Consider the following 24,120-nt stretch of genomic DNA (forward strand, 5'->3'; position numbering starts at 1 on the left):
AGCGATGCAGCGGCCGCCGATGGAACATCCGCCGACAATTTTCGTTGACATGCTCCACAAGGCGAGAGGTCGAGCATGTCGAAGTTCCAAGCCGCTACCCCGGAGCGTTTGCAGCAGCTCAGGCTCGAGGCGACAGCGCACTTTGCGCCCCTCATACTGCGCGAGGCGCTGGTGCGTCTCTGCCGAGCGTGTGGAAGCGAGAGCCTCGAACGGTTCGAGAAGACCATGGTTGACCAAATCGAGGCATCGCGTGACGAAAAGGCCGATTTCGACACAATGAAGGAATTTGCCATCGAACAGCTCTATGGCTGGATTCGAGAAGTCAGGTCTTCACCGGACATGACACAGCCGCTGGAGAATGTAGACACCCGAAGGACCCCTGGCCGCTCGGAAGAGCCGCAAACGCTGGAAGACCAGTTGCAGGCGGGTCTGGAGGATTCTTTCCCGGCAAGCGACCCACCGGCTGTTGTGTCCACCGCGATTCCCGGCGGATCGAAGAAGCTGGTCGGAACCGACGAGGTCCTCAGGCAGCAGCGGGAGAAAAAGGCCGAGAACGCCAATCATTCGCGATAAACCAAGCTTTGGACGGAACTGCCGGGAAGCAGCGTGCACCCGCTGTCCGACATGAAGGCTGTCAGGCCACGCGCGTCATGCGGCTCGCCTTCGGCAAGAATGTTCGCCTCCCAAGCGGCGTCGACAAATGCTTGCCGCGCTTTGGCGGCCGTAATTTCACCGGTCCGGGCGCGATTCAATACATCAGCGGCCGCCTGCGCCAGCGGAGCATTGCGCGCCGGCCATTTCTCGCTTTTCAGGCAATGTACTGCTTCGAAAACGGAACTGACCAATCGCGATCGCCCAGGCTTGCCGAAATAGATGCAAACAGGGGTATCGAACTCTGTTCTCAGCACCGTATTCCTCCCGGTTCAACCAAGGTGGTCGCTTCAAGCAAGCTGGGCGTCTTCAGGGTCTACACGGCCGTCCGATGGGCGTTTCAGCCAAGCGTCGTGGGCCTTCGCAGCTGTTGTGGGGCGTGCTGGTGTTTCGGCTGCGATATCGTAGGCCAGAATGCCCGCCTTGCGGGCGAATGTATCGAACGCCGCGCGCACCGCCTCGACGTCGACCTCGTCAGCCAGCCCGGCGCGACAGGCGTCGAACGCCGCCTTGTGCGCCGGACCGCGGCTCGGCCATTCGTTTAAGACGTCATAGGCCTGCCAGATATTCTCGACATGGCGAGGGAAACCAAGGCCGACGAGAATTGGAACGGGGCGGCCAAACGATTTTTTTGTCATCTGTGTCTCCGCGAAAGAGCCTGTCGCATCAACGTCCGGGGCGGACACGAGGCTCATGCTCTTTAACGCGGGATTGCTGCACGGGTTGCAGCAGGTTTGTTCGATCGTGCGCAGCCGGTCACTTGTTGGTCCGCATCTTCTGCCGGGGATTGATACCGCCTTGCGGCGTGGTGTCGTTCTCGACATCGCCTTCGAACGTATTGTTGCCCTGATCGAGCCGGTCGCCCTCCTTGATCGTGCCCCTGGAACTGCCGATGCCGGGATCGTTGGCAAGATCGCTATCGGCCGGCGTTTTGCCTTTGGCGTGCTTGTTTCCTGTCATGGACTCCTCCTGTTTCTTGAGGTGGCGGGCCGCCCTTGAGGTCGCAGCCAAGGCTCGCTGCGAGATCGCATTTCGACGCGCCAAATGTCGGCGCCCGAATTTGTCGGACGACCTTGATTTTGAACTCCGCGATCCCGATGGTTGTTCCGTCAAAAATATCGCCGTCGGCCGGGATTGCTCAGCCAAGTCCTCTCCGGTTTCTGGAGCCGGGTGCTTTCGCCAACCGGAACGATCTTTCGCCCAATGCATTTAACTGGTCTGCGCTCACGAACTCATTCTGGACGGGAGCTGGACCATTGCCACCTGCAGCCTACGCCTTGGCGACTCGCGAAACCGAAGAAGTTTCCATCGTCGACCTCATACCCGCTTTGAGGGCTTTCGCCCGCACCTTCTGCCGCACCCCCGATGATGCCGACGACCTGGTCCAGGAGACGCTGACCAAGGGCTTGGCCAACATTGACAAGTTCGAAGCTGGAACGCGCATGAAGTCATGGCTCTTCACGATCATGCGCAACACCTACTACACGCGTGTCAGGGCCGCGGTGAGGGAAGCGCCCGGCCTGCTCGACTGCGCTTCGCTGCGGCCGATCTCGGAAGCGACGCAGGAATGGTCCGTACAGGGCAAGGAGGTCCACCAGGCCATCCAGAGCCTTCCTGAGCACCAGCGCGAGGTTCTGATGTTGATAGGCGTTCTGGGCGTCAGCTATGAGGAAACGGCCGAAATATGCGGTTGCGCGGTGGGAACCGTGAAGAGCCGGCTCAACAGGGCACGCGCCGGCGTGCTGGAATACCTTGGCGAAAGTTCCTCGCAAACCCTGATGGAAAGGCGCAGCTATCTGTCCGAAGGACAACTGGACTTCGAAGCCGAGAGGCGCCGCTAATACACGTCACGTTAGTTGCTGGTCTCGCGCAAGCGCCTTTCGACAAGCGCATGCTGCAACTCGATCGCAAGTTTGGTCAGCCGGTCAGGAACCCTTTCCTGTTCGATGGCCGCAAGCAAGGAAGCGATTTCCCGGTCTATCGTCAGATCGGCACGCGTGCTGACAGAATCTTCCCTTGAGCGAGACATCGCGTTCTCTTGGCAAATGTTGGTCCCTTCACCTCACTCTGGTGGCAACAGTGCGAGTTTGCAAGAATTTGCAGGCCATCCATGCGACCGGCTTCGGTCCTTGCACAGCTTCGTCAGCGGTTGGCCTCTCGCTGCGTTTCAATTGCTCGCCGGCTGCAAGCCATATGCCGCCGCAACGATCAGTCTTCAGGCCGCCGATCCGCCGAATGATCCTGGTACTGCTCGGACTTGACCCGATTGCCGTCGAGCCCACGCTCCTTGGTGTGCTGCTTCTTGTCTCTGTTGGACAGAACGGCGTTCTCTCCGATCTTGTCCTTGGGAAGATCGGTCATCGCGCCAGCGCCAGTGCCTTTGCCGTGACTGCCGCGACCGATGTGCTTCTTGCTTCCGGACGCCATCTTGTCCTCCTTCATACCGTCGAATAGCGGCTTTTCCCGTTCGGCATCCGAACCATCGTTGGGCCGCAATGTTCCGCCGGAAATGGTAAGCAGGAAGGCATCGCCGTCCCAGTGCCGGAACGGCTTTTCGCCGTCGACGAGGACTTGCATGCCATTTGCGTTGGCGAAGTTATGGACATCGGCGCGATCCAGCGCCGGCGAGCCGCGATATGAATAATTCAAAAGCGCGGCCATCCCCGGCCTCTTCAGCACGCGCGCGATTTCCACGAAATGTCGCTCCGCAAGGCCGGCCAGCACCAGATAGGGAAAGCTGTCGACGGCCAGCACGCGGTCGAAGCTGGCATCGCAAAAATCGGCAAGATCGAAACCGCGCGCAGGGCGGAATTCTACATTGCCGAGCCCGGCGCATCGCCGGCGGGCGATCGAGATCATCGCTGGGGATATATCGCTGCCGACGAGCCGGTGCGATAGAGCGGAGAGCGCGCTTTCGAAGCGACCGATACCACAGCCGATATCCAGTATGTCGTAGTCGGTACCGGTAAAGCCTCGCCTCTCCAGCCATGCAACGATCTCAGCCGTAGCGGCAGAGAGCTTTTCCTCATTGCCCAGCGATGACAGCTGGACGCTCGCCGCCGGGGAGATCGCCGCCGCCGCGTCAAACCCGGCCGCCAGCCGCTTGACGACCGCATCGTCGGTCTCGTCCTCGCCACGCTCGTGCCGAACGGCACCACCTGTTTTGCGCAGCGTGGCGAAGATCTCGGGCCTGCGCCGAAGCAGGTCGGCAATCCGTTGCAGTTTTGCCGTGTTTCGCGGGTCAGCCGAGTGCGTGTTTTGCGCAATCTTCGCCAATTCTGCAGCATCGATTCCTGTCTCGAGACGGAGAGCCAGCCTGGCGATGACGGCTTCGACGCCGGTACCGTCTGCCATGCAATCCTCCAGCACCCGCCTTGCTGATATCGACCGCCGAGATTCCGGCTGCGTCGCGCTCATCGCCCTTTGCTCCGCGTCCAGATCTTGCGCATCGTCCACCGGTCTACGGCGCCCCAGCTGTACTTGTAGGCCTCTTGTCCGCGCAGAAAATCGAACTCTTCCGCGCCTTCGCAGATCGCCTGCCTTATCGCCTGGCCGATGAGCAGCGCGCCGGGACTTTCCTCGGCATAGGCCGGATCGAAGCCACCGAGATAAGCGCAAGCGCGGCCACGATGATGGAACCCGTAATAGGCGCCCACGATCGCGTTACCGATCGTGATAAGCCAGCATCGGGCAAGCACCTGTGCGACCAGCTGCGGCAGCGCCTGACGGTGGAATGCTTCAACGCGGGAATCGGACAGAACCCCGTCGCCGTGTCCGGCCCAGCGCGCGCGGTGAAGGCGGATCAGGTGGTCCAAGAATGTCTGCGGATCGGACAGAGCGGGTTCGATGGAGACACTGCCGCGTCTCGACGCGGCCCTGTGGGCGCGCCGCAATTGTCGCCTCCGCCGTGCCGGAACGCAGCCTTGAAGCGTCTGGTCGCCGGCGAGGGCGAGCACCGGGCAAGCGGCGTGACCGACGGGTTGGCACGATTCGAGCGCGGCATGCCTGATGGCAAGGCCGGCGCCGCCGCGAGGCAGATCCTGCAAGATCCACTGTGACCAGCCGACGGAAAGAACGGCGCCACCGATGACTGCGCCGACCGGTTCGGCCATCTCGGGAAGACAAAGGACATCCAGATAGTCGCTCAACGAAATGCCGAGCGGAAGCAATCGCGCGCCGGCGTCGTGGCGTTCCAGATAGAGTGGCGCCAGGCCGACCAGATCGTCGCCACGCCAGACGGCGACCGTCGCTAGCTCGCCGGGAGCAAATGTCCGCCACCATGGCAGCAACCATGCGGGAGACTGGAACGGCGTCGCCGAGGGACTGCGCGACCAAAGTTCCCACCAGTGCGGCTCGAGGGCTTCGAGGTCCGCCGGATCGTCGATGATCTCACTGCGGAGCATGTCCTGCTCACCTCGCCGTCGCGAGCTGCCCGCTGTCTGTGCCGAGCCGTGCCAGCGCCCGATAGGCGTCCATGTAGGAGGAAACCATGCGGTCGAGTGAAAAGCGCCGCCGCGCCTCGGCTCGGCAGGTCTCGGGGTCCAGGCTGGGTGCGGCAGCGATGGCTTCGGCCATCTCGTCGACATCCCCGACCAGATACCCGGTCTTGCCGTGCTCGACCACATCCGGCAGTGCGCCATTCGGGAAGGCCACCACGGGGGTGCCGCAGGCGAGCGCCTCCATTGCGACGAGCGAACTGGTCTCCGCGGCAAGGCTCGGGATGACTAGGCAGCGGGCTGTATTCAGCAGGCGCCGCTTGGCGACAAAGCCGAGCGGACCAAGGAAGCGGCGCCGGTCGTCCAGCCGGCGTTCGACCTCGTCGCGAAAATACGTTGTGTGAGTTTCATAGGGGTAGACCTTGCCACCGATGACCAGCGGCACGCTGGCCTTCTTGGCTGCCTCGAGCGCCAGATGGATGCCCTTTTCCGGGCAGACGCGGCTGAGCACGAGCGCAAAGTCGTGTTTGGCCTGCGGCTCGCTCAGCGCGTCGACGTCCACTCCGTTGGGAATCGGCCCAATCAGCCTGGCTCCCGGCGGTGCGGTTCTTTGCTGAGCCGCCGATACCGCATGCAGCCACAGATCCTCCCGCGCCGGATTGAGGGCGTCGGCCGGATACCAGTCGAGCGGCAAATGCAGGGTCACCAATGTCGGCCCGTCGCCCGGCAGATAGGCATCGAAATCGATACCGTGCAAATGGACCACGTCGATTCGCCAGCGAGCCCGTGCGGTAGCAATTGCGGCGCAATGAGCACGCTGCGCCCGGCGCTTGGCCGCTTCATCGAGCACGCCCGGTTCGGCCGGCGTCTCGATGAGGACACCCGCAGCGCTCGAGCCCTGGCAGCCGATCACGATCGAGCGGTGTCCGGCCTGTACGAGCGCCTGGTCGAGCATCGACAGCACCTGCTCGGCACCACCGACCGCATCCGGCCCGACCGGGGCGAGGGGATAGGCGACGTTGAGGACGGTGAGCGTCATGGCTGGAGAGCCGAAGCTCCTCACGCTGCGGAGGCGCGCAGCCTGCCGACCGAAGGGGCAGCGATGCTGCCGGCATATCGGCGCGTCATTGCCGCGCAGAAGTCGGCGAATTCCTCCGGCACCAGCGGCGGACTGCTGTGGTGCGGCATCATTCCGCGGTGTTCCGGCGTGAAGCAGAAAGTAACCGTCACGTCGAAGTCGGCCAAAGCTTCCATCTGCCGGTCGAACCAGTCAAGTGCGTTCGGCCTGAAGCTGTCGGCCCAGGAAAGCCCGGTGCGCAGATTGGTGACGCCGAGGCGTTTCATCCAGGCAACGGCATCGTCCAGCCGGTGATCTTCGAAATGGAACCACTGCACCAGTCCCATTGCCGGCGTGTGGTGCAGGAACTCCTCGAGCGCGGGCTTTGGCGTGCCGTCCTGGCGGAGCAAGCCCATGTAGAAATGGCGGTAGTAAGACGAGCCTTCCGCCTCGCGATGGCGCGTCGTCGCTTCCCACTCGCGCGGCAGGTCGTAGAGGCTGTACCATTGGATGCGCGGTGCCTTGCCGATCAGCAATTCCGCGGTCCGGCGCAGGCCCCAGACCTGTACCTCCTCGGCGCCGAAGGTCGACACGCCGACCTCGCTGACCCATACCGGAAGATCGGTGACAGCCGAAATCTCGCCGATCTTTTGCGGCCATTCGTGGATCTGCCAGAGGTTCCAGTCGAGCGGAAAGCCGTGCACGGCGACCGCGTCGACATGATTGAGCACGCCGAATTCCTTCATCCGTGTCATGAAGCCGGCATCGATCGGCGAGATGCCGCCAAGGACCTTGGTCAAGGCCGGATTCTCCAACGCGATCGCGTCGGCGGCCAGGATTGCCGTAGCGGCGAAGCGACTCCAGTCGGGGTCGAGCTCGGGATCCCAGTGGGATTTGTTGTTGGGCTCGTTCCAGATCATGGCGGCTTCAATCATTTATCTGTCCTTTCGACGGGTAGACGGCGGCGCCGCCGGCCGGCACGTCGCCGGTGCGGCAGAAATAGACCTCCTGCTCCGGTTGCAGCACGATCTCGAAGCCGGCGCTGCGCAGCATGGCTTCGGTGCAGGCGCGATTGGGAATCCACCAGTTGGTCGGGTCGTCGGCATAGCGATGCTCGATGAAATGCAGCTTTGGGAACTCCGGCCGGTCGAATAGGTCGTGGGTCCAGAAATGATAATTCTGCTCGAGCGCCGGCACGTTGGTGCTGCCGCGCTGCATCGACTGGAAGATCATCAGGTCCCGGGCGACGTGCTCCCGGATCAGATCGAGTGCGAGCAAGGGATGGCGCAAATGGTAGAGCACGCCCATGAACAGTACGATGTCGAACCGCTCATGCAGGGCGCCAACGTCGTAGACCGAGAGCTGCCGGAATTCGATGTCGCAGTCTGCTACCTCGGCGGCAAAGCGCGCCTGCGCCAGGTAAGCCTCATCGAAATCGATGCCAAGCACGCGGCCGGCGCCGCGGCGTTTCATCTCGATCGAATAGAAACCCGCATTGCAGCCTATGTCGAGCACCGCCTTGCCGGAAAGATCGGCGGGAATCGCGTCGGCGAATTTGCGCCATTTGATCAGCGGGTAGTTGCCAAGGAAATGGTCGGGAGCGGTTTCGATGCCGGCCAGTTCCATATTGTGGAACCATGGGCCGAGCGCATCGATACGGCGGCGGATTTCGGCATCGGAATGCAGCATGGCTAGCCTCTTTCGCCTGCGAGGACAGGGACGTGCTGGTGGCTGGCCAGCGTAATGTCGACTTGATCGTCCCTGGTACCGGCGGCGCTTTCAAGCAGGCGAAGTGCGGTGCGGTAGCCGTTGAAGGTGCCGACGTCGACATAGGCGGTGCCAGCCTTGATGCCGCAGGCATCGCCTCCGGCGGCGAGATAGGCATTGACCAGCGTGCCGATATATTCGTCGCACCGGTCCCGTTCCCGCCACAGCGCGGCGAGCTGGTGAAGGGTGCGGCCGGGCATCTTGAACGCACCCCAGATCCAGTTCGACGCGGCATTCTGCTGTTTGACCTGGATTTGCTTCACCCGGCTGTCCTGGTCGACAACGACGGCGTCGAAGAACTCCGGCTGGTCCACCGGAAACAGCAGGAAGGACAGGCCGTCGTCCGGGAGGGCCAGGAAGCCGTCTTCGGGAAACCAGATCGTATCGGGCAACCCGACCAGAACGGTCTCATCGGCTGTGACGAGCGGTGCGGCACGGAAGATGGCGTCGCAAAGGCCGACCGGAGAGGGCTGCACCACAAACAGCGCAGTCGCGTCGGCATAGCCGGCAGAATAATATTCGAGGATATCCGACTTACCCGAGCCGATGACGAAGCAGATCTTGTCGGCCCCCGCGCGCACCATGCGGCGCACCAGGTATTCGCTGACCGCGCAAGGCCGCTCGGTGTTGCCGTCGATGCGGCTGCCGACCGGCAGAAGCTCCTTCGAAAAGCCGAGCGGCTGGATGCGGCTTCCCCGTCCGGCTGCGGGCACGATGCCCAACATCAAACTGCCTCCTTCAACGGCTCGCCATGCGTGGAGCCGTGCAGTGCATCGGACAGGATGCGGTCGAATTCCTTCGCGCGCCGTGCCGAGGTGTGTTCCTCCAGCACCCGCTCGCGCGCTCGGCGGCGGATGGCGTCAAGCTCGGCGTCGGACAGGTCGAGCGCGGCGACCACGTCGTCGGTGCTGTTCGCCACGACGATCTCTTCGCCGGGCCGGAAAAAGGCCTCCAGTCCCGGCCATGTGTCGCTCACCATCGCGGCACCGCAAGCGGCGGCTTCGAACAGCCGGCCGGATGGGCACCAGCCCCTTTCTGCCATCGCCTCGCGGGTCACATTCAGAGTCAGCCGTGATGATGAAAAGAAGGCGGGGTGGTCGGCGGGCGGCAGGTGACGGACGAAGAAAATATTGTCGCTCCACGGGAATTCCTGCGGATATTGTGCGCCGCCAATGATGAAACGGCGCTCCGGCAGGCGCGCAGCCGGACTGACCAGCAGCCTCTCGACCCCGGCCTGGCGGTCTGCCGCATAGGTCCCGAGATAGGAAAGGTCGCCGGCAAACTCCGGCCTGGGCGGGGCGGGCCGGTGTCGCTCTGGATCGACATGGCCGTAGAGCGGCATGACGCGGCGCGCACCCAGCATCGACCTCAATGCGTCGATCGCGGTTCCTCCCGTGTAGCTCAGCACGAGATCGAAATCGCGAAGCCCTTCCGGCCCGAAATAGGCCGGAGGCTCACCTTGTTCGATCCGCGCCAGCGTCACCGGCGTGTCCAGATCGTAGAACACCTTCAGTCCGCGGCAGGCCTGGTGGGCAAGGCGCGACGCGCTCACGGCATCGGGGCAATAGGAGGTGACGATGACGACATCGGCCTCACTCATCGCCTGCTCGGCAACGCTCTGGATGTCCTGCCAGTCCGGATAAAGGACAATGCTGCCGCCATCCAACTGATCGAGGTCGCGTGTCCCGGCATAATAGGGAGTGTTGCGTTCGAAGAAGGTGATGGACCAGCCCAGCCCGGCCATCGCCCGGATCAATCCGCGCCACAGCGTGGCGTGCCCATTGCCCCACGACGATGTCACGGTAAGACCGAAAATAGCCATGCGCATCCGGCAATTCCTCGTCAGGCAGCTTCGTTGAGTCTGATCAGCTTCGACCCCCAGTCCCCCCAAACAACCGTGGTGATCGAGGCTGGGTCGATATCGAAGCGAAAGCAGTTTCCCAGCGACAGGCCGAGCACCTTGCACACGGCGGCCTTGATGACGTCGGCATGGCTGACCAGCGCGACGCCCTGGTTCTGGTAGGTGCCGCGGACCTGCTCGATCAATGAGACGACGCGTTGCTGCACGTCCAGCATGGTGTCGCCGCTCGGTGTTCTCGCCTGCTGACGCTGGTCGTTCCACACCCGCCAGTTGGCATCCTGGTTCAGCTCCTCGAAGGTCTTTCCCGACCAGGTGCCGAAGTCGATCTCATCGATCTCCTCGCGGATCGCGATTTCACCGGCATTGCAGGCGAGCGCGATCGGATTGGCCGTTTCCTGCGTGCGTTCGCGCGGGCTGCAGAAGATTGCCGCTATCGCCTCACGTGCCATGCGGTCTGCCAGATGCGAGGCCTGTGCCTTGCCGGCTTCGCCGAGGCAAACGCCGGCCATCCTTCCGGCAAGATAACAGCCGACATTGTCGTGCGCGGCGTGGCGCACCAGAAAAAACGTCGTCGTCATTCCGCGGCATCGAGCATCGGCTCGTCCTTGCCAGCGATAAAAGAGAGCGTGCGCTGGCGCGCTTCCGCGTCGGTGAACTGCTCGGGCGGCGATTTCATGAAATAGCTGCAGGGACCGGTCAGCGCGCCCGCGATACCGCGGTCGAGCGCCAGCTTGGCGCAACGCACCGCATCGATGACGACGCCGGCCGAATTGGGCGAATCCCACACTTCCAGCTTGAGCTCGGCATTGAGCGGTACGCCGCCAAAGGTCGTGCCTTCGACCCGGATATAGGCCCACTTGCGGTCGGTCAGCCACGGGACATGGTCGCTCGGCCCGACGTGAATGTTGCCGGGCTCCAGGGGAACGTCGATCTGGCTGGTGACGGATTGCGTCTTTGAGATCTTCTTCGATTCCAGCCGCTCGCGCTCAAGCATGTTGAGGAAGTCGGTGTTGCCGCCGAAATTGAGCTGGTAGGTGCGATCGATGCGCACGCCGCGCTCGCGGAACAGGTTGGCGAGCAGCCGGTGGACGATCGTCGCACCGACCTGGCTCTTGATGTCGTCGCCGATCAGCGGCAGGCCGTGCTGCTCGAAGCGCCGGCGCCACTCCGGCCGCGAGGCGATGAAGACGGGTATGCAGTTGACGAAGGCACAGCCCGCCTCGAGCGCGCACTCGGCATAAAAGCGCGTTGCCTCCTCCGAACCGACAGGCAGATATGACACCAGGACTTCGGCGCCGCTTTCGGCGAGGATCTTGCTGATGTTGGCGACGGGTTCGTCGGCCTCCACGATCTCGTCACGCAGATATTTGCCGATGCCATCCAGCGTCGGTCCGCGTTCGACGCGGGCGCCGGTAGGCGCTACATTGGCAAAGCGGAAAGTATTGTTCGGCGCGCTGTAGATCGCGTCGGCCACATCGCGTCCGACCTTGCCCTTGGCGACGTCGAAAGCGCAGACCACCTCGATGTCCTTGACATGATAGCCGCCAAGATCGGCATGCATCAGCCCGGGTATGGGCTCATTGCTTCTTGCGTCGCGGTAATAGGTGATGCCCTGAACAAGGGAGGAGGCGCAGTTGCCGACGCCGACTATTCCGATCCGAACTTTCTTCGATCCCACGAAACCGCTGCCTATGCTGTTGAAGGTAAGTTCTTCGTGCCAAACCGCCTGCCTCGCTGATTGTTCCTTGCCGGCTGCAAAAATCGTGCAACCGATGGTGGATCAAAGTAGCGCTCGCCGAGTTGTGCAGTGAGGCCAACCGGGACGGGACAATGATCGTCTATGGCGACCACAAGCGAATTGAGAGCGCGCGACATGTTCGCAGCTCGGCCTGCGAAGCGGCCGGGCACATTGCGGACATGCCCAGCGGGATCGAACGCCACGCAGCCCTGGTCGGCCTGTTCATCAAGACCTCGGAATTGGTCCAGGGCCTTGCCGATGCTGAATTCGAGGCCAACGGCATCGACAGGTATTCTCGACAGCGGATCGTGGGCGCAAATCTCCTGGTCGGCTTGGCCCGGGACGTGGGCAGATCGTGGAGGGCCGGATTCGCCGTCGACGGCCCGATCGATGCCGACGTGCCGCGAATGCTGGCCGAACTCGATTGCGACGGCGAAATCCTCATCGGCACGGCCGAGGGCTACGCGCATTACGCGCTCTATCCGGAAAGCTATTTGGTCGCCGCGCGGCAGTCGGGTCTCGATGCGAACACATGCGTAATCGGCATCCGCAGCATCGGCCTGGGGCTTGCAGCGATGGTGGCTGCAGCCATCGGCGCACCGGCACCCGTCAGCGTCCGTCCGACCGGTCATCCGTTTCGCAGGCGCCTTGCCGCCGATCCGGAGTTGATCGGTAGCTGGATGGCGAAGCCGTCGGCCCGCTTTGCCATCGTCGATGAGGGCCCGGGCCTGTCCGGCAGCTCGTTTCACGCCGTCGTCGCATGGCTGCAAGCGCTGGATATCGATGCCGGGCGCATCCATCTGTTCCCCAGCCATTCGGGTGGGCCGGGGGCCGAGGCATCGGCGGACATCCGTGAGGCATGGACGGTTTGCCAACAACACACAGCGGATTTCGAACGGACTTTCCCCGCGGGATCCGCTCTGCCGGCGCTGCGGGATTGGGTGGCCAGGACGATCGGCCGCACAGCGGTCAGCCTGATGGAAATATCCGCCGGAGAGTGGCGTCGCTTGCATTATGGCTCGCAGGATCATTGGCCACCCGTCCACCGCCGCTTCGAGCGGCGAAAGTTTCTTGCTTCTGCGGGCCGGGAAAAATGGTCGGTCAAATTCGTCGGCCTCGGTGAAATCGGAATGCACAAGGCCGAGACTGCCAGGAGGCTGCATGACGCAGGCTTTGGCCCGGAAATTGCCGGGCTGTGCCATGGCTTTCTCGTCGAACGCTGGAGCGACGGTGCAACGCTGGAGCGGGCAAGGCATTCGAAACAAAAAATGGTCGCTCATCTCGCGCGCTATCTGTCCTGGCGCGCAGCCAATCTGCCCGCCTCCGAACCGGGCGCCTCGCTGAAGGCGCTTGCCGACATGGCCGTGCGGAATACAAGCGAGGCTTTGGGCGAAAGCCGCGCGGCGGAGCTGCGGAACTGGTTCTCGAAACAGGCTCCACCAAAGACCATGCAGCGGGTCGAAATCGACGGGCGGCTTCATCCGTGGGAGTTCATCCTTTCGCGCGGCGGAACGCTGATCAAGACGGACGCCCTCGACCATTGCCGATCGCACGATCTGATCGGCTGCCAGGACATCGCCTGGGACATTGCCGGCGCCCGTGTCGAGTACAGCCTCTCCGACGCGGCGACTGCGGCACTGTACAAAGCTGTCGAGGCGACTACGTCTCGTCCCGTCGATGCCAAACTGGTCCACTACTACGAGCCCTGCTATCTCGCCTTCCAGCTTGGCTTGTGGAGCATGGCTGAGCGATCGGGCGATGATCGGGAACAGATCCGGCTGGCGGCCGCGGCAAGACGTTACGCTGCCGCGCTGCTTCGTTTCCTGGAAAGCCAAGGCGACCTGCCGCCCTTCGAGCCCGATCAATCCAGCCGGCGCAGCATATCCGCTTCCTTTTCGAGGATGGCGGCTACCTCCTCGCGCTGAAGATGCGTCATCATCAGGCTCACACAACATTCCAGATAGGTGATAGAGGCGCGCCGCAGGAAGGCAGCCGTCTCCTTTGCGGCCATTTGTTCGATGTCTTTGGCGGATCGCTTCGGATGCACAGTCGTCTCCATGCCGGTACCTTGGCAGAACCAGAAGCTGGACGGGTTGTTCCCGCGACGAGAAAAAAGTGACCAAATCCGAAACGACCGCGCGATCATACAGCGGCCAGACGCTCCTCGCCTCAGGCCGGCAGGTTTTGCAGCCGGCCTGATGCAGAACGCACGGTGGCGGCAATTCGACGTCTTCTGTCGATCATCTGCGCCGTCTCAAGCTCGGCAAAATAGCCGATCGTGTGCATCAAACCCTGCCTGAGCGGCACTTTTGGCGACCAGCCGAGAAGCTTTCTTGCGCGGGAAATGTCGGGTTGCCGACGACGAGGATCGTCTTGCGGCAGCGGCAGGAATTTCAGGCCCGATTTGGTTGCGGTCATGCCTCTCACCAGGCTCGCCAGTTGCAGGATGGTGAACTCCCCCGGATTGCCCAGATTAACCGGCTGGCGTGGATTGGGATCGACCTCCATCAGCCGGATCAAGCCGTCGACCAGATCGGAAACGTAGCAGAACGACCTGGTCTGCAGCCCGTCGCCGAATATCGTCAGCGGCCGTCTCTCGAGTGCCTGCATGATCAGATTGGAAACGATCCGTCCGTCCGCAGGGTCCATCCTGGGACCATAGGTGTTGAAGATGCGCGCGACACGGATATCGGCCTTTCCCATTCTCAAATAATCGAAGCATAAGGTTTCGGCGGTGCGCTTGCCTTCGTCATAGCAGGCGCGGGGCCCGATGCAGTTCACGTGGCCGACATAGTCTTCCTTCTGCGGATGCTGTTCGGGATCGCCGTAAATTTCGCTGGTGGACGCCTGCAGGAACCGGGCGCCATTGCGGGCAGCGAGCTCCAGCAGATTGAGCGTTCCGATGACGCAAGTCCGCGTCGTATGGACGGGGTCGGCCTGGTAACGCGGCGGCGAGGCCGCGCACGCCATGTTGAAGATGCGGTCAACCGGTTCGCCAAGCTCTAACGGTCGGCAAATGTCTTGCTTGATCAGCCGAAAATCCGGACGATCGGCGATCGATGCTATGTTCTCCATGCGGCCGGTAAGGAAATTGTCGACGCAGATCACGCGCCAGCCGGCCTGGAACATTGTCTCGCAAAGATGCGAACCGAGGAAACCTGCGCCGCCGGCGACAAGCACGGTTTTGGTCCGTTGCGCCTTTCTTGATAGCTGCATCTCTATCTTCTCCCGTCTGCGGATCATGCTGCGCTCTCGACGTCCAGATCGAGAACAGAACGTGGCGATTTGGCCTGCGCCAGCAGCGAAACGAATTCGCGGGCTCTTGCGATGCTTGTGTGAGCTGCGAGGATGAGCACGCGCGCCTGCCTGGCCATGGCAAGCCGGGCGCCGTTGGATTCCCCGGACAGGATACCGACTACGTCCTCGGTCCTGCGAGCCGTGTGGATCGTCCGCTCTGGAAACAGGCTGTCCAGTCCGGCCCAGCTATCGCTGATGATCGCCGTACCGCAGGCGGCTGCCTCGAAGAGGCGCACGCTGGGCGACCATCCGGCCGCGATCATGGAACTGCGCGTGACGTTCAACGTGTAGCGTTGGCGGCTGTAAAAGGCGGCGTGATCTGCCGGCGGCAGGTGTTCGATGCGATCCACATTGTCCGGCCAGGCGATTTCGCGCGGATATTGCGAGCCTGCCACGACGAAGCGGCGCTCCGGCATGCGACGCGCCGGTTCGAACAGCAGCGTCTCCAGCGTCGCCTGGCGGTCGGGGCTGTAGGTGCCGAGATAGCCGAGATCCCAGCGGATTGGATCACCGGTTCCGTGATGCCGTTCAGGGTCGACGGAGCAGTAGAGCGGCTCGGCCCGCCTCGCGCCGAATTCCGCCGTCAGACGGGCAAGCGTCGGCCCGCCGGTGAAGGAGAAATAGACGTCGAAATACGGGACCTGCCGCCTGGCAATGTACTCGCAATCATCGGTCGAAAGCTTTGCCAGCGTGATCGGCGTGTCGATGTCGTAGAAACAGAACTGACCCGTGCACAGCGATGCCACGACGTCGATGATTTCAGGGCCTTCGGGAACGAAGGAGCCGACGACCACGATATCGGCATCGCGCAGGCAGCGCGCAAAATTGCGGCGAAGATCATCGATCGTTTCATAATAGCGCAAGGCGCAGAAATCGGGATCGCGCAGATCCCGGTGATTTGCGTACCACGGCACGTCGCGTTCGAGAAAAGTGACGCGGTGGCCGAGTTCGTGGAGACCTTTAAGCAGCCCCCGAAAAGTGGTGGCGTGGCCGTTTCCCCAGGATGAGGAGAGCGACAGGCCAAGAAAGACGATGTCGAGCGGCTTTGTCATTCGGCCGCCTCCACGGTCGGACGCTCGAAATGGCGCCTGAAGATGGCGTCGGCCAAAACGGCACGTGTCGTATAGGTATGGTCGCCAAGCACGCGCCGAAGCGCCGATGTCCCGATCGCCTTGGCCCGTCCGGCACTAAGGCTTTGCATGATCTCGGCGACGTCCTCGCCATCGCGCGCGACCAGGATTTCCTCTCCGGGTTTCAGGAACAGGTCCACGCCGAGCCAGGCGTCGGTGATGAGGCATGCGCCGGCGCCCGCCGCCTCGAAAACGCGCGTCGCAGGTGAAAAGCCATTGGCCGCCATGCTGTCGCGGCTGATGTTCAGCACCGCCTTGGCCGTGACGTTCAATGCATTGTGGTCACGCGTGCCGACATGGCCGAGCCATCGGACATTGGCGGGCATCTGCTTGTCGCCCCAGCCCGATCCGCCGAGCAGGAAGTGCTGATCGGCGGAGCGGCCGGCCGGGTCGAGGAAGAAGGCCTCGACGCGCGCCTCGCGGTCCGGCAGCCGGTTGCCGAGAAAGGCGAGATCGCAGGCAAAGCGCATATCCTTGCCGACCGGATGATGCGTTTCCGGATCGAGCGCGTTGTAGATCGGCACGCATTCGGCCGCCCCCATTGCCCGATAGGCCCAGACCACCGGGTCGCCGCCGCCATAGGTCAGCACGAGGTCGATTTCCTGCAGCGCGCGATGCAGCGGATGGTCGGGCTCGTCGCGCAACTGGCCAAGCGTCGCCGGCGCATCGACATCCCAGAATACGGTGAGCGCATCGGCACGGGCGTGACCGAGCACCGCCCGCAACAGCGCGTCGTCGGCGAAACCGACGCCGCTCGCCTTGACGACGATATCTGCCTCCGCCGCTCGCGCCGCCACCTGCATCATGGCATGCGGAGTGGCCTCGTAGACGACGACGGCACACCAGTCCGGCGCCTCGATATCGCGGTTCTTCTGGCGATCGTAGACGTCCGGCTCGTAGAAGGTGATGTCGTAGCCGAGCCTTGCCAGGGCCTTGAGCAGTCCGCGGTAATAGGTGGCCGCGCCGTTCCAATAGGACGACAGCAGGCTCGACCCGTAAAATGCGATCTTCATTCGGCGGCCTCCTTTGCAAGGATCGTGTCGGCGGCTTGGCGGTGCCCGCATTCGGCGAGCACGCCGAACAGCTCATCCGCCCGGTGCCGGCATGTGTGCCGCAAGCCGATGGTCTCGAGGCCCGACGTCGCCAGAGAGGCGGCGAGATCCGCGTCGTGCAGCACGGCGCGAAGATGACGCCGCATCTCGGAACCGTTGTTTGCAAACAGAAAATCTACGCCTGGCCTGAACAGGCGTTCGACATCGGACCACGGCGCCGAAACCAGCGGGATGCCGCAGGCGAGCGCCTCGAACATGCGGATGGTCGGGATGCCGGGCAGGCTTTCGCGGTATGGACGCCGCGGGATGTGAACCGTGATGCGGTTCGCCGCGAACGCCTTCGGCACGTCGGCATTGGCGATCCAGCCTTCGCAGCGCAGGCCGGCGGCCGCAAGGTCGGCGAGCGCCTCCCGCGGATAGCGAACGCCGTGGACGGTTCCGCTCAGGCCGAGTTCACGCACCGGGCCGACCAGGAACTCCCTGATTTCGCCACTGCGCTCGTCGTCGCCCCAATTGCCGATCCAGATAAGGTCGGAACTACGCTCGATTTCAGGATGCGGCTGGAACAGGTGGTCATCGGCTGCTTCATGCCAGGTGAAGACCCGCTTGCCCCATCCGGCGCGAAGATAGCTTTCCCGCAGCGCCTCGCCGAAGGCGAGCACGCCGTCGTAATGTTCAAGCCGCAAGGCGGAAATCGCTTGCGTAGCCGAGATAGCGCGATGGTGCGTGTCGTGGAACAGCAGCGTGAAACGCCCGCCAGTTGCTTTCGCCCTGCCCAGCCGCGCAACAAGGTCCGGCTCGGTCCACTCATGCACGATCACCACATCGGCGTCGGAGATCCAGGCTTCGTGGTCGAAAGCGGCATCGTAGGTCACCGGCATCAACTCGGGAAAGTCCTTCCGGAATCGCTCGATTGCGAAGGACCCTTTCTCGGCCAGCAGGTTCGACCGGCTCCAGCCGTCGGCGGGCTCCAGCGCGATAGCCTGGTGCCCGCGCGCGACCAGCTCACGCATGATGCCGCGCAGGAAATGTGCGTTGCCGTGGTTCCAGTCGGACACGATCGAATGGGTGTAGAATAAAAATCGCATAATCAATTATCCGCCATGGTGGCCAGGGCCGCCTTGTCGTAGACGCCGCGCATGGCGGTCGCCTGTCTTGCCAATGAAAATCTGCGGCTTCGGCGAGCCGCTGCTTCACCGAGCTCTCGCCGGCGCTGCGCGTCGCTGCAAAGGCTGTTGACGCATCTGGCGAGATCGCCCGGATCGCGCGCGTCGAAGAACATGGCCGCCCCGTCCCACAATTCGCGATAGGTCGAGATATCCGCGAGCACCAAAGGCGTCTTCGACATCGCGGCTTCCAGCGTGGCCAGGCCGAACGGTTCGTAGAGCGACGGCGATACGAAAATGCCTGCCCGCGCCATCAGCGAGCGCACTTCCTCATGTGGCACCGGTCCGACGGGAACGGCGTGACTGAAGCCAACATGCTGGCCGTCCGGGCCTTGCAAGGAGCCGGCGACGAAGACCGGCCATTGCGTCAGGGAGGCGGCCTGGTCCAGCACCGCCGCATTCTTTCCTTCGTCCCACCAGCGCGCGGCGGCGAAAACCACCGATTCCCGTCTTTCGCTCTTCGCGCCGGGCCGCGCCCCGTTGCCGACGACGCTCAGGCGCGCGATCGGCCCGTAGCAGGTTTCGAGCATGTCGGCATGGCTGCGGCTGGGTGCAACAACAATGCCTGCTTTGTCGAAACCGCGCCGGTTGCGGTCCTTCTGCCAGGCCCATTCGCCATCCGCCGCCTGTCCTTTGACGGCGTGGAACCATGTCACCACGCAGGAATGCGACACCGTCACGACCGGGCAGGGCACATCGAGCCCCGCGGCCTGCGTCGGCGCGTTGAGATGGACGATTTCGACGGCGTAGTCACGTATGAGCGGGTGCAGCTCCTGCTGTAATGTGTCGAGGTCGTGCTCGTTGCGGGTCATCCAGTCGGGCGGCGTGTTGAGCCATGTCAGCGCCGCGAATGACCGGGCCTCCTCCGCCTGCTGCCTGGACGGTTCCGGACCAAGCCCGGCAAGCACGACGCTGTCGCCGCCGGCGACCAGTTGCCTGGCCAGATCGAGCGCATAGCGCCAGACGCCACCGACGGCATCGACGGTCATCAGTATGCGACGCGGCGGGCTCAGTGTCCGCAACATGTGGCCTCCAATTCAGCCAGCGGACGCGGACGCTTCTCCTGGATGTCGCTGAACGTTCGGAAGGATGCGAGGTAATGTTCATGCGCGCGCTCCCAGGCGAGATCGTCCGGCTCGCCCCAAAGTTCGCGATAGCTGGGCGAACTCGGATAAGGGTAGAGCGGCACCGGTTCGTTGGCCCAAACGCCGTTGTCGATCAGGTGCTTTCGCCAATAATCGACGAGCGCGGGATCGTCCTCGACCACGCCGATCAGATTGGCTTGGACGAACGGCACGTGGCGCCTTGCGTCGACCAGCAACGCGGCCAGCTCCTCGGTGCCCAAACGGCAGCGTTTTGCCAGCATGGCGCGGCCTTCCACAGTCAGGCTTTCCAGGCCCGCCTCGATCGAGACGCAGCCGGCGGCACCGAGCAGCTTCAGCAATTCCGGCTTCCAGAGGTCGATACGGGTCTGCACGCCGAACTTCACATCGCGATCGACCAGCGCCTCCAGCAATGCCTTTTGCGGCAGGAAGATCTCGTCGATGAAGTAGATGTAGCCGACACCCTGTGCGATCAGCCGGTCGATCTCGGCGATCACTGCTTCGTGGTTCCGGCGGCGATAGGCATCGCGGAAATCGATCTTGGCGCAGAAGCTGCAATTATACGGGCAGCCGCGTGACGCCTCGACCTCCGCGCCAAAGCCGACCTGGTTGTCGTCGAAGCGGTGATGGTGGTGCGAATGCGCGGCAATCCAGTCCGATGGCCATTCGAGCGGCGGGTGATCGATGAACGAGCTCGCATGCACGCCGCCGTTCGAGACCAGTTCTCCATCCTCGAAATGGGCGGTGGACGGCACCGCAGTCCAGTCGTCGCGCCGGGCAAGTTCCGCGACCACTTCCTCGCATTCGCCGCGCACGACGATGTCGACGCCAAGCTTGCGCAAAGTCGGCGTCGGCGTCGCCGAGCCATGCGGCCCGACGGCGACGGTGCGACCGCCGCGCCCGGCAAGATGATTGAGGAAATCGGCCGGCACGCGCAACTCGGGCGGTGCGCAGCGCCAGAACAGGTAGGTCGGCGCGGTGCTGACGACGGTCATGCCAGGCTCGAATGCGGCGACGCGATCGGCGAGCGCGGCGTTGTCGAGCTTCTGGATCTGCCCGTCCAGTATCAGCACCTCGTGGCCGGTGGCTTCGAGCAGCGCTTTCGAATAGCCGAGTTCGAGCGGCAGATGCGGCTGGCGGCAGCCGAAATAGATGCTGTCCTGGTACGTCCAGGACGGATTGACCAGGGCGACCTTCATGCCACGTACCTCGCCGGTTCGGGATGCGGGTCGAGGCGATGACGCTGCAGCCAGTCGGCGAGGTCGCGGATGCCATTTTGCCACGGGACGTGCGCTTTCCATCCCAGCGCCTCGATCGCGCGTGTGTCGGCGACGAAGAACGGTTGGTCGCCGGTGCGTTCGCGGTCGTAACGTATCGAAACGTCCCGTTTCGTTATGTCGCGAATCTCCTTCAGCAGCATGCGCAGGCTGACGGCGTTTTGTGGTCCGCCGCCGAGATTGAATGCCTGGCCGCTGACTTCCTTGATCCGGTCGAGCACGGCGCGATAGGCCGCGACCGCATCGGCAACGTGTAGGATGTCGCGCACCTGCTTGCCGTCGCCATAGATGGTGATCGGCCGGTCGGAGAAGGCGCTAAGCAGGAAGTGGGCGACCCAGCCCTGATCCTCCGTCCCGAACTGGCGCGGTCCATAGATGCAGCTCATGCGCAGCACCGCCGTCGGCAGGTCGTATGACTTGGCGTAGTCGAGGACATACTGGTCCGCCGCGCCCTTGGAGCAGCCATAGGGCGTGCAGAAATCGAGGCCGCGCGTCTCGTCGATGCCGTGCGCATGGATGGCCGCGTCGCGAGGCGCGTATCTGCCGTCCTCTTCGCGCATGGCGAGATCGGCGAGGCGGCCATAGACCTTGTTGGTGCTGGCGAAAACGACGGGGGTGCGCTTGCCGCTGCGGCGAGCGGCTTCCAGGACGTTGAACGTCCCGCGCAGGTTGACGTCGAAATCCTCGTCCGGTCGAACCAGGCTCGTGGTGACGGCGGTCTGCGCTGCAAAGTGGAAAACCGCCTTTGAACGCGCCACCAGCGGCGCGAGCGCCTCGGCGTCGCGGATATCGGCGATTTCGATGGTCAGGCGGCTGCCGTGCTTTTGCGTCAGCCATTCCAGGTTCTGCTCGACGCCGGGACGGCTCAGGTTGTCGATGACCAGCACCGGCTCGCCATCCGACAACAGGCTGTCGGCGAGGTTGGAGCCGATGAAGCCGCTGCCGCCGATAATGGCGATGGGCATTTCGCGAAAATCGGGTGACTCCGGTCTCATGATACCAGCCCTCGCGCTTCGAGTTCCCGCTTCATCTCGGCGCTGCGATCGATGGCGACCGTGTTGCGCACCCAGGCGACGAAATCGCCGAGCGAATGCTCCAGCCGGTACTGCGGCTGGAAGCCGAGCAGTTCGCGCGCCTTGGAGATGTCGGCAAAGCAATTGCGGATATCGCCGGAGCGTGCCTTGCCGAGGATTTCCGGCTGGCGGCCAGGCACGCCCATCGCTTCGGCGAGCAGCCGGGCGACGTCGCTGACCGCGTAGGCTCGCCCGCTGCCGATGTTGATGACGTGGCTGCGTGCCTGCGGCTGTTCCAGCGCCAGCCGGAAGGCGCGGGCGACGTCGCGTACATGCACGAAATCGCGCTGCTGTTCGCCGTCCTCGAAGATCAGCGGCCGCTGGCCGTTGGCGATGCGCGCGGCGAAGTTCGCCAGGACGCCGGTATACGGGTTCGAGAGCGCCTGTCCGGCGCCGAAGACATTGAACAGGCGCAGCGCCACCGCATCGACCCCATAGGCTTCGCCGAAGATCAGTACGGCGCGTTCCTGGGCGTATTTCGTCAGCGCGTAAATTGAGGCGAGATCGACCGGTTTCTGTTCGTCGGTCGGCAGCGGCGACAGGACTTCACCTTCCGGGGACAGGGGATTCCATTGGCCGCTGCGGATATCGTCCGGCTGCCGTCTTGCATTGTCGATGCGCCGGCCGTCCGGCGTCGCATAGAGACCCTCGCCATAGACGCTCATCGACGAAGCAACGACGATCCGTTCGATCGGGCGTTTGATCAGCGCTTCCAGCAACGTGGCGGTGCCGAGGTCGTTGGCGCCGACATAGCGGGCGATCTCGTACATGGACTGGCCGACGCCCACTTCAGCCGCCAGGTGAATGATCGCGTCGACATCGTCGACCGCCTCTGAGATGGCGTCGCGATCGCGAACGTCGCCTTTGATCAGCTTGGCGCCTGGCGGCAGGCTGATTGCCTCGCCACCATGCACCTGGTCCAGCAGCGCATCGAGAATTGAAACCCCATAGCCATGTTCAACGAGTTCCTGGGCGACGTGGCGGCCGATAAAACCGCAGCCTCCCGTGACCAGTATACGTTTCACGACAACTCCTCATACGAATGGCTTTGCCGCCCCAAACTTCCGGGCGAAAGGTTTGTTCCCTTGCTTCAACAAAGTTCCCGGAACGCTGCGCTCCGAAAGCGACCCCGCCTTGGGCTGGGCACGGGAACATCGAAGCGCGCTTGGTGTTAGGAGCCATAATCAACCAACCGCGCGCACATGCCGGGCAGCAATGCATCTGCTGGTTGTGTGAGGGCAGACCGGAGCAACGCGTGAGATCTCGCGGCCTGCGGTGGAATCGAAGGGAGATTGCGATGTCTGAATCCAAGACGACCACCGATCACGACGAAATCCGCCGTTGGGCCGAGAACCGCGACGGGCGACCGGCGGTGGTGCGCACCAAGGGCGAGGGAGGCATACTGCGCATCGACTTCGGCGAGCCTGAAGAGACGTTCGAGCCTGTCGAATGGGACGAGTTCTTCAGGATCTTCGATGAGAACGAACTGGCCTTCCTCTACCAGGATGAGACCAGCGGCGGAAAGACCAGCCGCTTCAACAAATTCGTCGAACGCAGCCGGAAGTAGGATCGCGGCAAACAGCGGCCACGGTCAGTGCAGCAGGTTTGGCCCGCGTGCCCTGACGATGTTTCGCATGATGCCGTTGAGCCAGTCCTCCGTGGAGGAGCCGGATCGTCTCTTGTCGATTTCGCCGATGGCCTGTTCGAGCGTTCGCTCGACCAGCCGGTCGGAGGCCTCCACATCTCCCAGCAGCAGGCGCGCCGCGAGCCTGAGCTTGGGCAGCAGCGAAAATACGTCGTCCGAGGGCTCCGACAATCGGCCTCCTTTCGATGCCGACGTCTCGGCTGGGAAGAGAGCATCGAAGACAGCCTGGCCGTTCGAGGATTTTCGGAGGCTGCTGGCATAGCGAAGGCGCTCAGGAATAACGATGTCTTCGTCGCCGCTGAAAAACACGAACGGCACGCCACGGCGCATCAACTCGTCGGCGATCGGGAATACCCGTCGTCCGTTGAGATTGACGTCCAGGATCGCGGCCTCCGCCTCGTCCGTATGTTTTGATGCCTGTTCGACCGTCGCCACCGGGCCAAGCACCACGGCGCCCATCTTGCTGAAGTAACGTGCAAGATCGCCCGCCAGCATCCATTCGTCCTCGACGATCAGGATATGCAAGCCTTGCAGGTCGCGCACCTCATTGTTCCTTCTTCCTGCGGGATTTAGGGCTGTCGGCGCGGACTTCCGCAAAATGGCGGGCCAGGACCTCTTGCAATCGTTCCGCGAGCGCGAGCAGGCGAGGCGGGATGTTTTCAGATACCGGGAACTTGGTCAGATCCGGCGAGGGCAACAGGATTCGCTTGGCCGGCTTTATTTCAGGTGGTCGTCTTGCCATTGGAACCGCCTCCGAAGTCAAATGTTAATGCCCAGCCGCGGTGCTTTGTTCCGTTACTGGACTATTTACTGGCCTCAGGCTCGGCCCGGTCTTAGTCTGAGGCGTGATTAGGGTCTGAGGCCCGA

Annotated in this window: 28 protein-coding genes and 1 pseudogene; 5 read left to right on the top strand and 24 right to left on the bottom strand. The window is 63.1% G+C overall.

The annotated features are described in order from the left end of the window. The first annotated feature begins 75 nt into the window (after positions 1–75). Entirely contained in the window at positions 76–573 is a 498-nt protein-coding gene (locus NKH90_RS08945; protein WP_352818913.1) for a hypothetical protein, read from the top strand. On the opposite strand, the gene NKH90_RS08950 is transcribed toward NKH90_RS08945, so the two are convergent. The 3 genes from NKH90_RS08950 to NKH90_RS08960 form a co-directional block, all read right to left on the bottom strand. Further along, positions 561–908, bottom strand: a complete 348-nt coding sequence (locus NKH90_RS08950) for a DUF982 domain-containing protein (RefSeq protein WP_352818916.1) — start codon at positions 906–908, stop codon at positions 561–563. The two genes, NKH90_RS08945 and NKH90_RS08950, sit on opposite strands and share 13 nt — an antisense overlap. Before the next feature lie 33 nt (positions 909–941). Then, complete coding sequence (locus tag NKH90_RS08955) at positions 942–1,289, bottom strand: DUF982 domain-containing protein (protein WP_352818920.1); 348 nt, start codon at positions 1,287–1,289, stop codon at positions 942–944. A 118-nt stretch (positions 1,290–1,407) separates the two neighbouring features. After that, a complete protein-coding gene (locus tag NKH90_RS08960) occupies positions 1,408–1,611 on the bottom strand; it encodes a hypothetical protein (protein WP_292657608.1) in 204 nt (67 codons plus the stop codon). Positions 1,612–1,928: 317 nt separating this feature from the next. Between NKH90_RS08960 and NKH90_RS08965 the strand changes: the two genes are divergently transcribed. Continuing rightward, positions 1,929–2,492, top strand: a complete 564-nt coding sequence (locus NKH90_RS08965) for a sigma-70 family RNA polymerase sigma factor (protein ID WP_352488584.1) — start codon at positions 1,929–1,931, stop codon at positions 2,490–2,492. Positions 2,493–2,542: 50 nt separating this feature from the next. Continuing rightward, positions 2,543–2,671 carry a hypothetical protein gene (locus NKH90_RS08970; RefSeq protein WP_352502174.1) on the top strand — a complete coding sequence of 43 codons (129 nt, stop codon included), beginning with the start codon at positions 2,543–2,545 and terminating at the stop codon, positions 2,669–2,671. Positions 2,672–2,859: 188 nt separating this feature from the next. Here the strand turns inward: NKH90_RS08970 and NKH90_RS08975 are convergent, their stop codons facing one another. From NKH90_RS08975 to NKH90_RS09020, 10 genes and pseudogenes are all read right to left on the bottom strand, one after another. Then, complete coding sequence (locus tag NKH90_RS08975) at positions 2,860–3,078, bottom strand: hypothetical protein (protein WP_352819160.1); 219 nt, start codon at positions 3,076–3,078, stop codon at positions 2,860–2,862. Between the two features lie 225 nt (positions 3,079–3,303). Then, a pseudogene (locus NKH90_RS08980) lies at positions 3,304–4,068 on the bottom strand (class I SAM-dependent methyltransferase); the annotation flags it as partial. After that, on the bottom strand, positions 4,065–5,054 hold the full coding sequence (locus NKH90_RS08985; RefSeq protein WP_352818925.1) for a GNAT family N-acetyltransferase: 990 nt from the start codon (positions 5,052–5,054) through the stop codon (positions 4,065–4,067). The gene NKH90_RS08985 and the pseudogene NKH90_RS08980, both read right to left, overlap by 4 nt. A 7-nt stretch (positions 5,055–5,061) precedes the next feature. Continuing rightward, positions 5,062–6,126: a glycosyltransferase gene (locus NKH90_RS08990; protein ID WP_352818928.1), complete on the bottom strand. Its 1,065-nt coding sequence runs from the start codon at positions 6,124–6,126 to the stop codon at positions 5,062–5,064. A 20-nt stretch (positions 6,127–6,146) separates the two neighbouring features. After that, on the bottom strand, positions 6,147–7,079 hold the full coding sequence (locus NKH90_RS08995; RefSeq protein WP_352818931.1) for a glycoside hydrolase 5 family protein: 933 nt from the start codon (positions 7,077–7,079) through the stop codon (positions 6,147–6,149). Next, on the bottom strand, positions 7,072–7,833 hold the full coding sequence (locus NKH90_RS09000) for a TIGR04290 family methyltransferase (RefSeq protein ID WP_352768295.1): 762 nt from the start codon (positions 7,831–7,833) through the stop codon (positions 7,072–7,074). Before NKH90_RS09000 ends, NKH90_RS08995 begins: the two co-directional genes overlap by 8 nt. Positions 7,834–7,835: 2 nt before the next feature. Further along, positions 7,836–8,636: a nucleotidyltransferase family protein gene (locus NKH90_RS09005; protein ID WP_352768297.1), complete on the bottom strand. Its 801-nt coding sequence runs from the start codon at positions 8,634–8,636 to the stop codon at positions 7,836–7,838. Then, positions 8,636–9,739 (bottom strand): CgeB family protein, encoded by a 1,104-nt coding sequence (locus tag NKH90_RS09010; RefSeq protein WP_352818934.1) that lies wholly within the window; start codon positions 9,737–9,739, stop codon positions 8,636–8,638. Before NKH90_RS09010 ends, NKH90_RS09005 begins: the two co-directional genes overlap by 1 nt. 14 nt (positions 9,740–9,753) lie before the next feature. Continuing rightward, on the bottom strand, positions 9,754–10,350 hold the full coding sequence (locus NKH90_RS09015; protein WP_352488476.1) for a histidine phosphatase family protein: 597 nt from the start codon (positions 10,348–10,350) through the stop codon (positions 9,754–9,756). Then, positions 10,347–11,450: an inositol-3-phosphate synthase gene (locus NKH90_RS09020; RefSeq protein WP_352818938.1), complete on the bottom strand. Its 1,104-nt coding sequence runs from the start codon at positions 11,448–11,450 to the stop codon at positions 10,347–10,349. The genes NKH90_RS09015 and NKH90_RS09020 overlap by 4 nt, the downstream gene beginning before the upstream one ends. Positions 11,451–11,602: 152 nt before the next feature. On the opposite strand from NKH90_RS09020, the gene NKH90_RS09025 reads away from it, so the two are divergent. Next, the gene (locus NKH90_RS09025) at positions 11,603–13,435 is read left to right on the top strand and encodes a hypothetical protein (RefSeq protein ID WP_352818941.1); all 1,833 of its coding nucleotides are present in this window, start codon (positions 11,603–11,605) and stop codon (positions 13,433–13,435) included. On the opposite strand, the gene NKH90_RS09030 is transcribed toward NKH90_RS09025, so the two are convergent. The 9 genes from NKH90_RS09030 to NKH90_RS09070 are packed head-to-tail and all read right to left on the bottom strand — an operon-like array spanning position 13,372 to position 22,633. After that, positions 13,372–13,656, bottom strand: a complete 285-nt coding sequence (locus NKH90_RS09030; RefSeq protein ID WP_352818944.1) for a hypothetical protein — start codon at positions 13,654–13,656, stop codon at positions 13,372–13,374. The genes NKH90_RS09025 and NKH90_RS09030 overlap by 64 nt on opposite strands. A 23-nt stretch (positions 13,657–13,679) precedes the next feature. Continuing rightward, positions 13,680–14,726: a UDP-glucuronic acid decarboxylase family protein gene (locus tag NKH90_RS09035; RefSeq protein ID WP_352472879.1), complete on the bottom strand. Its 1,047-nt coding sequence runs from the start codon at positions 14,724–14,726 to the stop codon at positions 13,680–13,682. Positions 14,727–14,749: 23 nt separating this feature from the next. Continuing rightward, positions 14,750–15,859, bottom strand: coding sequence for a CgeB family protein (locus NKH90_RS09040; RefSeq protein WP_352818947.1), 1,110 nt, complete (start codon positions 15,857–15,859; stop codon positions 14,750–14,752). Next, a complete protein-coding gene (locus tag NKH90_RS09045) occupies positions 15,856–16,950 on the bottom strand; it encodes a CgeB family protein (protein WP_352818950.1) in 1,095 nt (364 codons plus the stop codon). The genes NKH90_RS09040 and NKH90_RS09045 overlap by 4 nt, the downstream gene beginning before the upstream one ends. Then, a complete protein-coding gene (locus NKH90_RS09050; RefSeq protein ID WP_352818953.1) occupies positions 16,947–18,077 on the bottom strand; it encodes a CgeB family protein in 1,131 nt (376 codons plus the stop codon). Before NKH90_RS09050 ends, NKH90_RS09045 begins: the two co-directional genes overlap by 4 nt. 2 nt (positions 18,078–18,079) lie before the next feature. Further along, complete coding sequence (locus tag NKH90_RS09055; RefSeq protein ID WP_352818956.1) at positions 18,080–19,180, bottom strand: glycosyltransferase family 4 protein; 1,101 nt, start codon at positions 19,178–19,180, stop codon at positions 18,080–18,082. Then, positions 19,165–20,457, bottom strand: coding sequence for a TIGR04295 family B12-binding domain-containing radical SAM protein (locus NKH90_RS09060; RefSeq protein WP_352612125.1), 1,293 nt, complete (start codon positions 20,455–20,457; stop codon positions 19,165–19,167). Before NKH90_RS09060 ends, NKH90_RS09055 begins: the two co-directional genes overlap by 16 nt. Continuing rightward, positions 20,454–21,530 (bottom strand): NAD-dependent epimerase/dehydratase family protein, encoded by a 1,077-nt coding sequence (locus NKH90_RS09065; RefSeq protein ID WP_352818960.1) that lies wholly within the window; start codon positions 21,528–21,530, stop codon positions 20,454–20,456. The genes NKH90_RS09060 and NKH90_RS09065 overlap by 4 nt, the downstream gene beginning before the upstream one ends. Beyond that, entirely contained in the window at positions 21,527–22,633 is a 1,107-nt protein-coding gene (locus tag NKH90_RS09070) for an NAD-dependent epimerase/dehydratase family protein (RefSeq protein ID WP_352818963.1), read from the bottom strand. Before NKH90_RS09070 ends, NKH90_RS09065 begins: the two co-directional genes overlap by 4 nt. A gap of 272 nt (positions 22,634–22,905) precedes the next feature. Here NKH90_RS09070 and NKH90_RS09075 point away from each other — a divergent pair, with 272 nt between their 5' ends. Further along, on the top strand, positions 22,906–23,175 hold the full coding sequence (locus tag NKH90_RS09075; RefSeq protein WP_352818966.1) for a hypothetical protein: 270 nt from the start codon (positions 22,906–22,908) through the stop codon (positions 23,173–23,175). 24 nt (positions 23,176–23,199) lie between these two features. On the opposite strand, the gene NKH90_RS09080 is transcribed toward NKH90_RS09075, so the two are convergent. After that, positions 23,200–23,796, bottom strand: a complete 597-nt coding sequence (locus tag NKH90_RS09080; protein ID WP_352818969.1) for a response regulator — start codon at positions 23,794–23,796, stop codon at positions 23,200–23,202. Between the two features lies 1 nt (position 23,797). Beyond that, positions 23,798–23,995: a hypothetical protein gene (locus tag NKH90_RS09085; protein ID WP_352818973.1), complete on the bottom strand. Its 198-nt coding sequence runs from the start codon at positions 23,993–23,995 to the stop codon at positions 23,798–23,800. Positions 23,996–24,120: the final 125 nt, after the last annotated feature.

Origin of the sequence: Mesorhizobium sp. M0898 (assembly GCF_040319695.1) — a bacterium.
Taxonomy (GTDB): domain Bacteria; phylum Pseudomonadota; class Alphaproteobacteria; order Rhizobiales; family Rhizobiaceae; genus Mesorhizobium.

Coding starts and splice junctions, on each gene's coding strand:
- NKH90_RS08945 (WP_352818913.1), top strand. CDS start 76: ATGTCGAAGTTCCAAGCCGCTACCCCGGAGCGTTTGCAGCAGCTCAGG.
- NKH90_RS08955 (WP_352818920.1), bottom strand. CDS start 1,289: ATGACAAAAAAATCGTTTGGCCGCCCCGTTCCAATTCTCGTCGGCCTT.
- NKH90_RS08960 (WP_292657608.1), bottom strand. CDS start 1,611: ATGACAGGAAACAAGCACGCCAAAGGCAAAACGCCGGCCGATAGCGAT.
- NKH90_RS08970 (WP_352502174.1), top strand. CDS start 2,543: ATGCTGCAACTCGATCGCAAGTTTGGTCAGCCGGTCAGGAACCCTTTC.
- NKH90_RS08975 (WP_352819160.1), bottom strand. CDS start 3,078: ATGGCGTCCGGAAGCAAGAAGCACATCGGTCGCGGCAGTCACGGCAAA.
- NKH90_RS08985 (WP_352818925.1), bottom strand. CDS start 5,054: ATGCTCCGCAGTGAGATCATCGACGATCCGGCGGACCTCGAAGCCCTC.
- NKH90_RS08990 (WP_352818928.1), bottom strand. CDS start 6,126: ATGACGCTCACCGTCCTCAACGTCGCCTATCCCCTCGCCCCGGTCGGG.
- NKH90_RS08995 (WP_352818931.1), bottom strand. CDS start 7,079: ATGATTGAAGCCGCCATGATCTGGAACGAGCCCAACAACAAATCCCAC.
- NKH90_RS09000 (WP_352768295.1), bottom strand. CDS start 7,833: ATGCTGCATTCCGATGCCGAAATCCGCCGCCGTATCGATGCGCTCGGC.
- NKH90_RS09005 (WP_352768297.1), bottom strand. CDS start 8,636: ATGTTGGGCATCGTGCCCGCAGCCGGACGGGGAAGCCGCATCCAGCCG.
- NKH90_RS09010 (WP_352818934.1), bottom strand. CDS start 9,739: ATGCGCATGGCTATTTTCGGTCTTACCGTGACATCGTCGTGGGGCAAT.
- NKH90_RS09015 (WP_352488476.1), bottom strand. CDS start 10,350: ATGACGACGACGTTTTTTCTGGTGCGCCACGCCGCGCACGACAATGTC.
- NKH90_RS09025 (WP_352818941.1), top strand. CDS start 11,603: ATGATCGTCTATGGCGACCACAAGCGAATTGAGAGCGCGCGACATGTT.
- NKH90_RS09030 (WP_352818944.1), bottom strand. CDS start 13,656: ATGATCGCGCGGTCGTTTCGGATTTGGTCACTTTTTTCTCGTCGCGGG.
- NKH90_RS09035 (WP_352472879.1), bottom strand. CDS start 14,726: ATGCAGCTATCAAGAAAGGCGCAACGGACCAAAACCGTGCTTGTCGCC.
- NKH90_RS09040 (WP_352818947.1), bottom strand. CDS start 15,859: ATGACAAAGCCGCTCGACATCGTCTTTCTTGGCCTGTCGCTCTCCTCA.
- NKH90_RS09045 (WP_352818950.1), bottom strand. CDS start 16,950: ATGAAGATCGCATTTTACGGGTCGAGCCTGCTGTCGTCCTATTGGAAC.
- NKH90_RS09050 (WP_352818953.1), bottom strand. CDS start 18,077: ATGCGATTTTTATTCTACACCCATTCGATCGTGTCCGACTGGAACCAC.
- NKH90_RS09055 (WP_352818956.1), bottom strand. CDS start 19,180: ATGTTGCGGACACTGAGCCCGCCGCGTCGCATACTGATGACCGTCGAT.
- NKH90_RS09060 (WP_352612125.1), bottom strand. CDS start 20,457: ATGAAGGTCGCCCTGGTCAATCCGTCCTGGACGTACCAGGACAGCATC.
- NKH90_RS09065 (WP_352818960.1), bottom strand. CDS start 21,530: ATGAGACCGGAGTCACCCGATTTTCGCGAAATGCCCATCGCCATTATC.
- NKH90_RS09075 (WP_352818966.1), top strand. CDS start 22,906: ATGTCTGAATCCAAGACGACCACCGATCACGACGAAATCCGCCGTTGG.
- NKH90_RS09085 (WP_352818973.1), bottom strand. CDS start 23,995: ATGGCAAGACGACCACCTGAAATAAAGCCGGCCAAGCGAATCCTGTTG.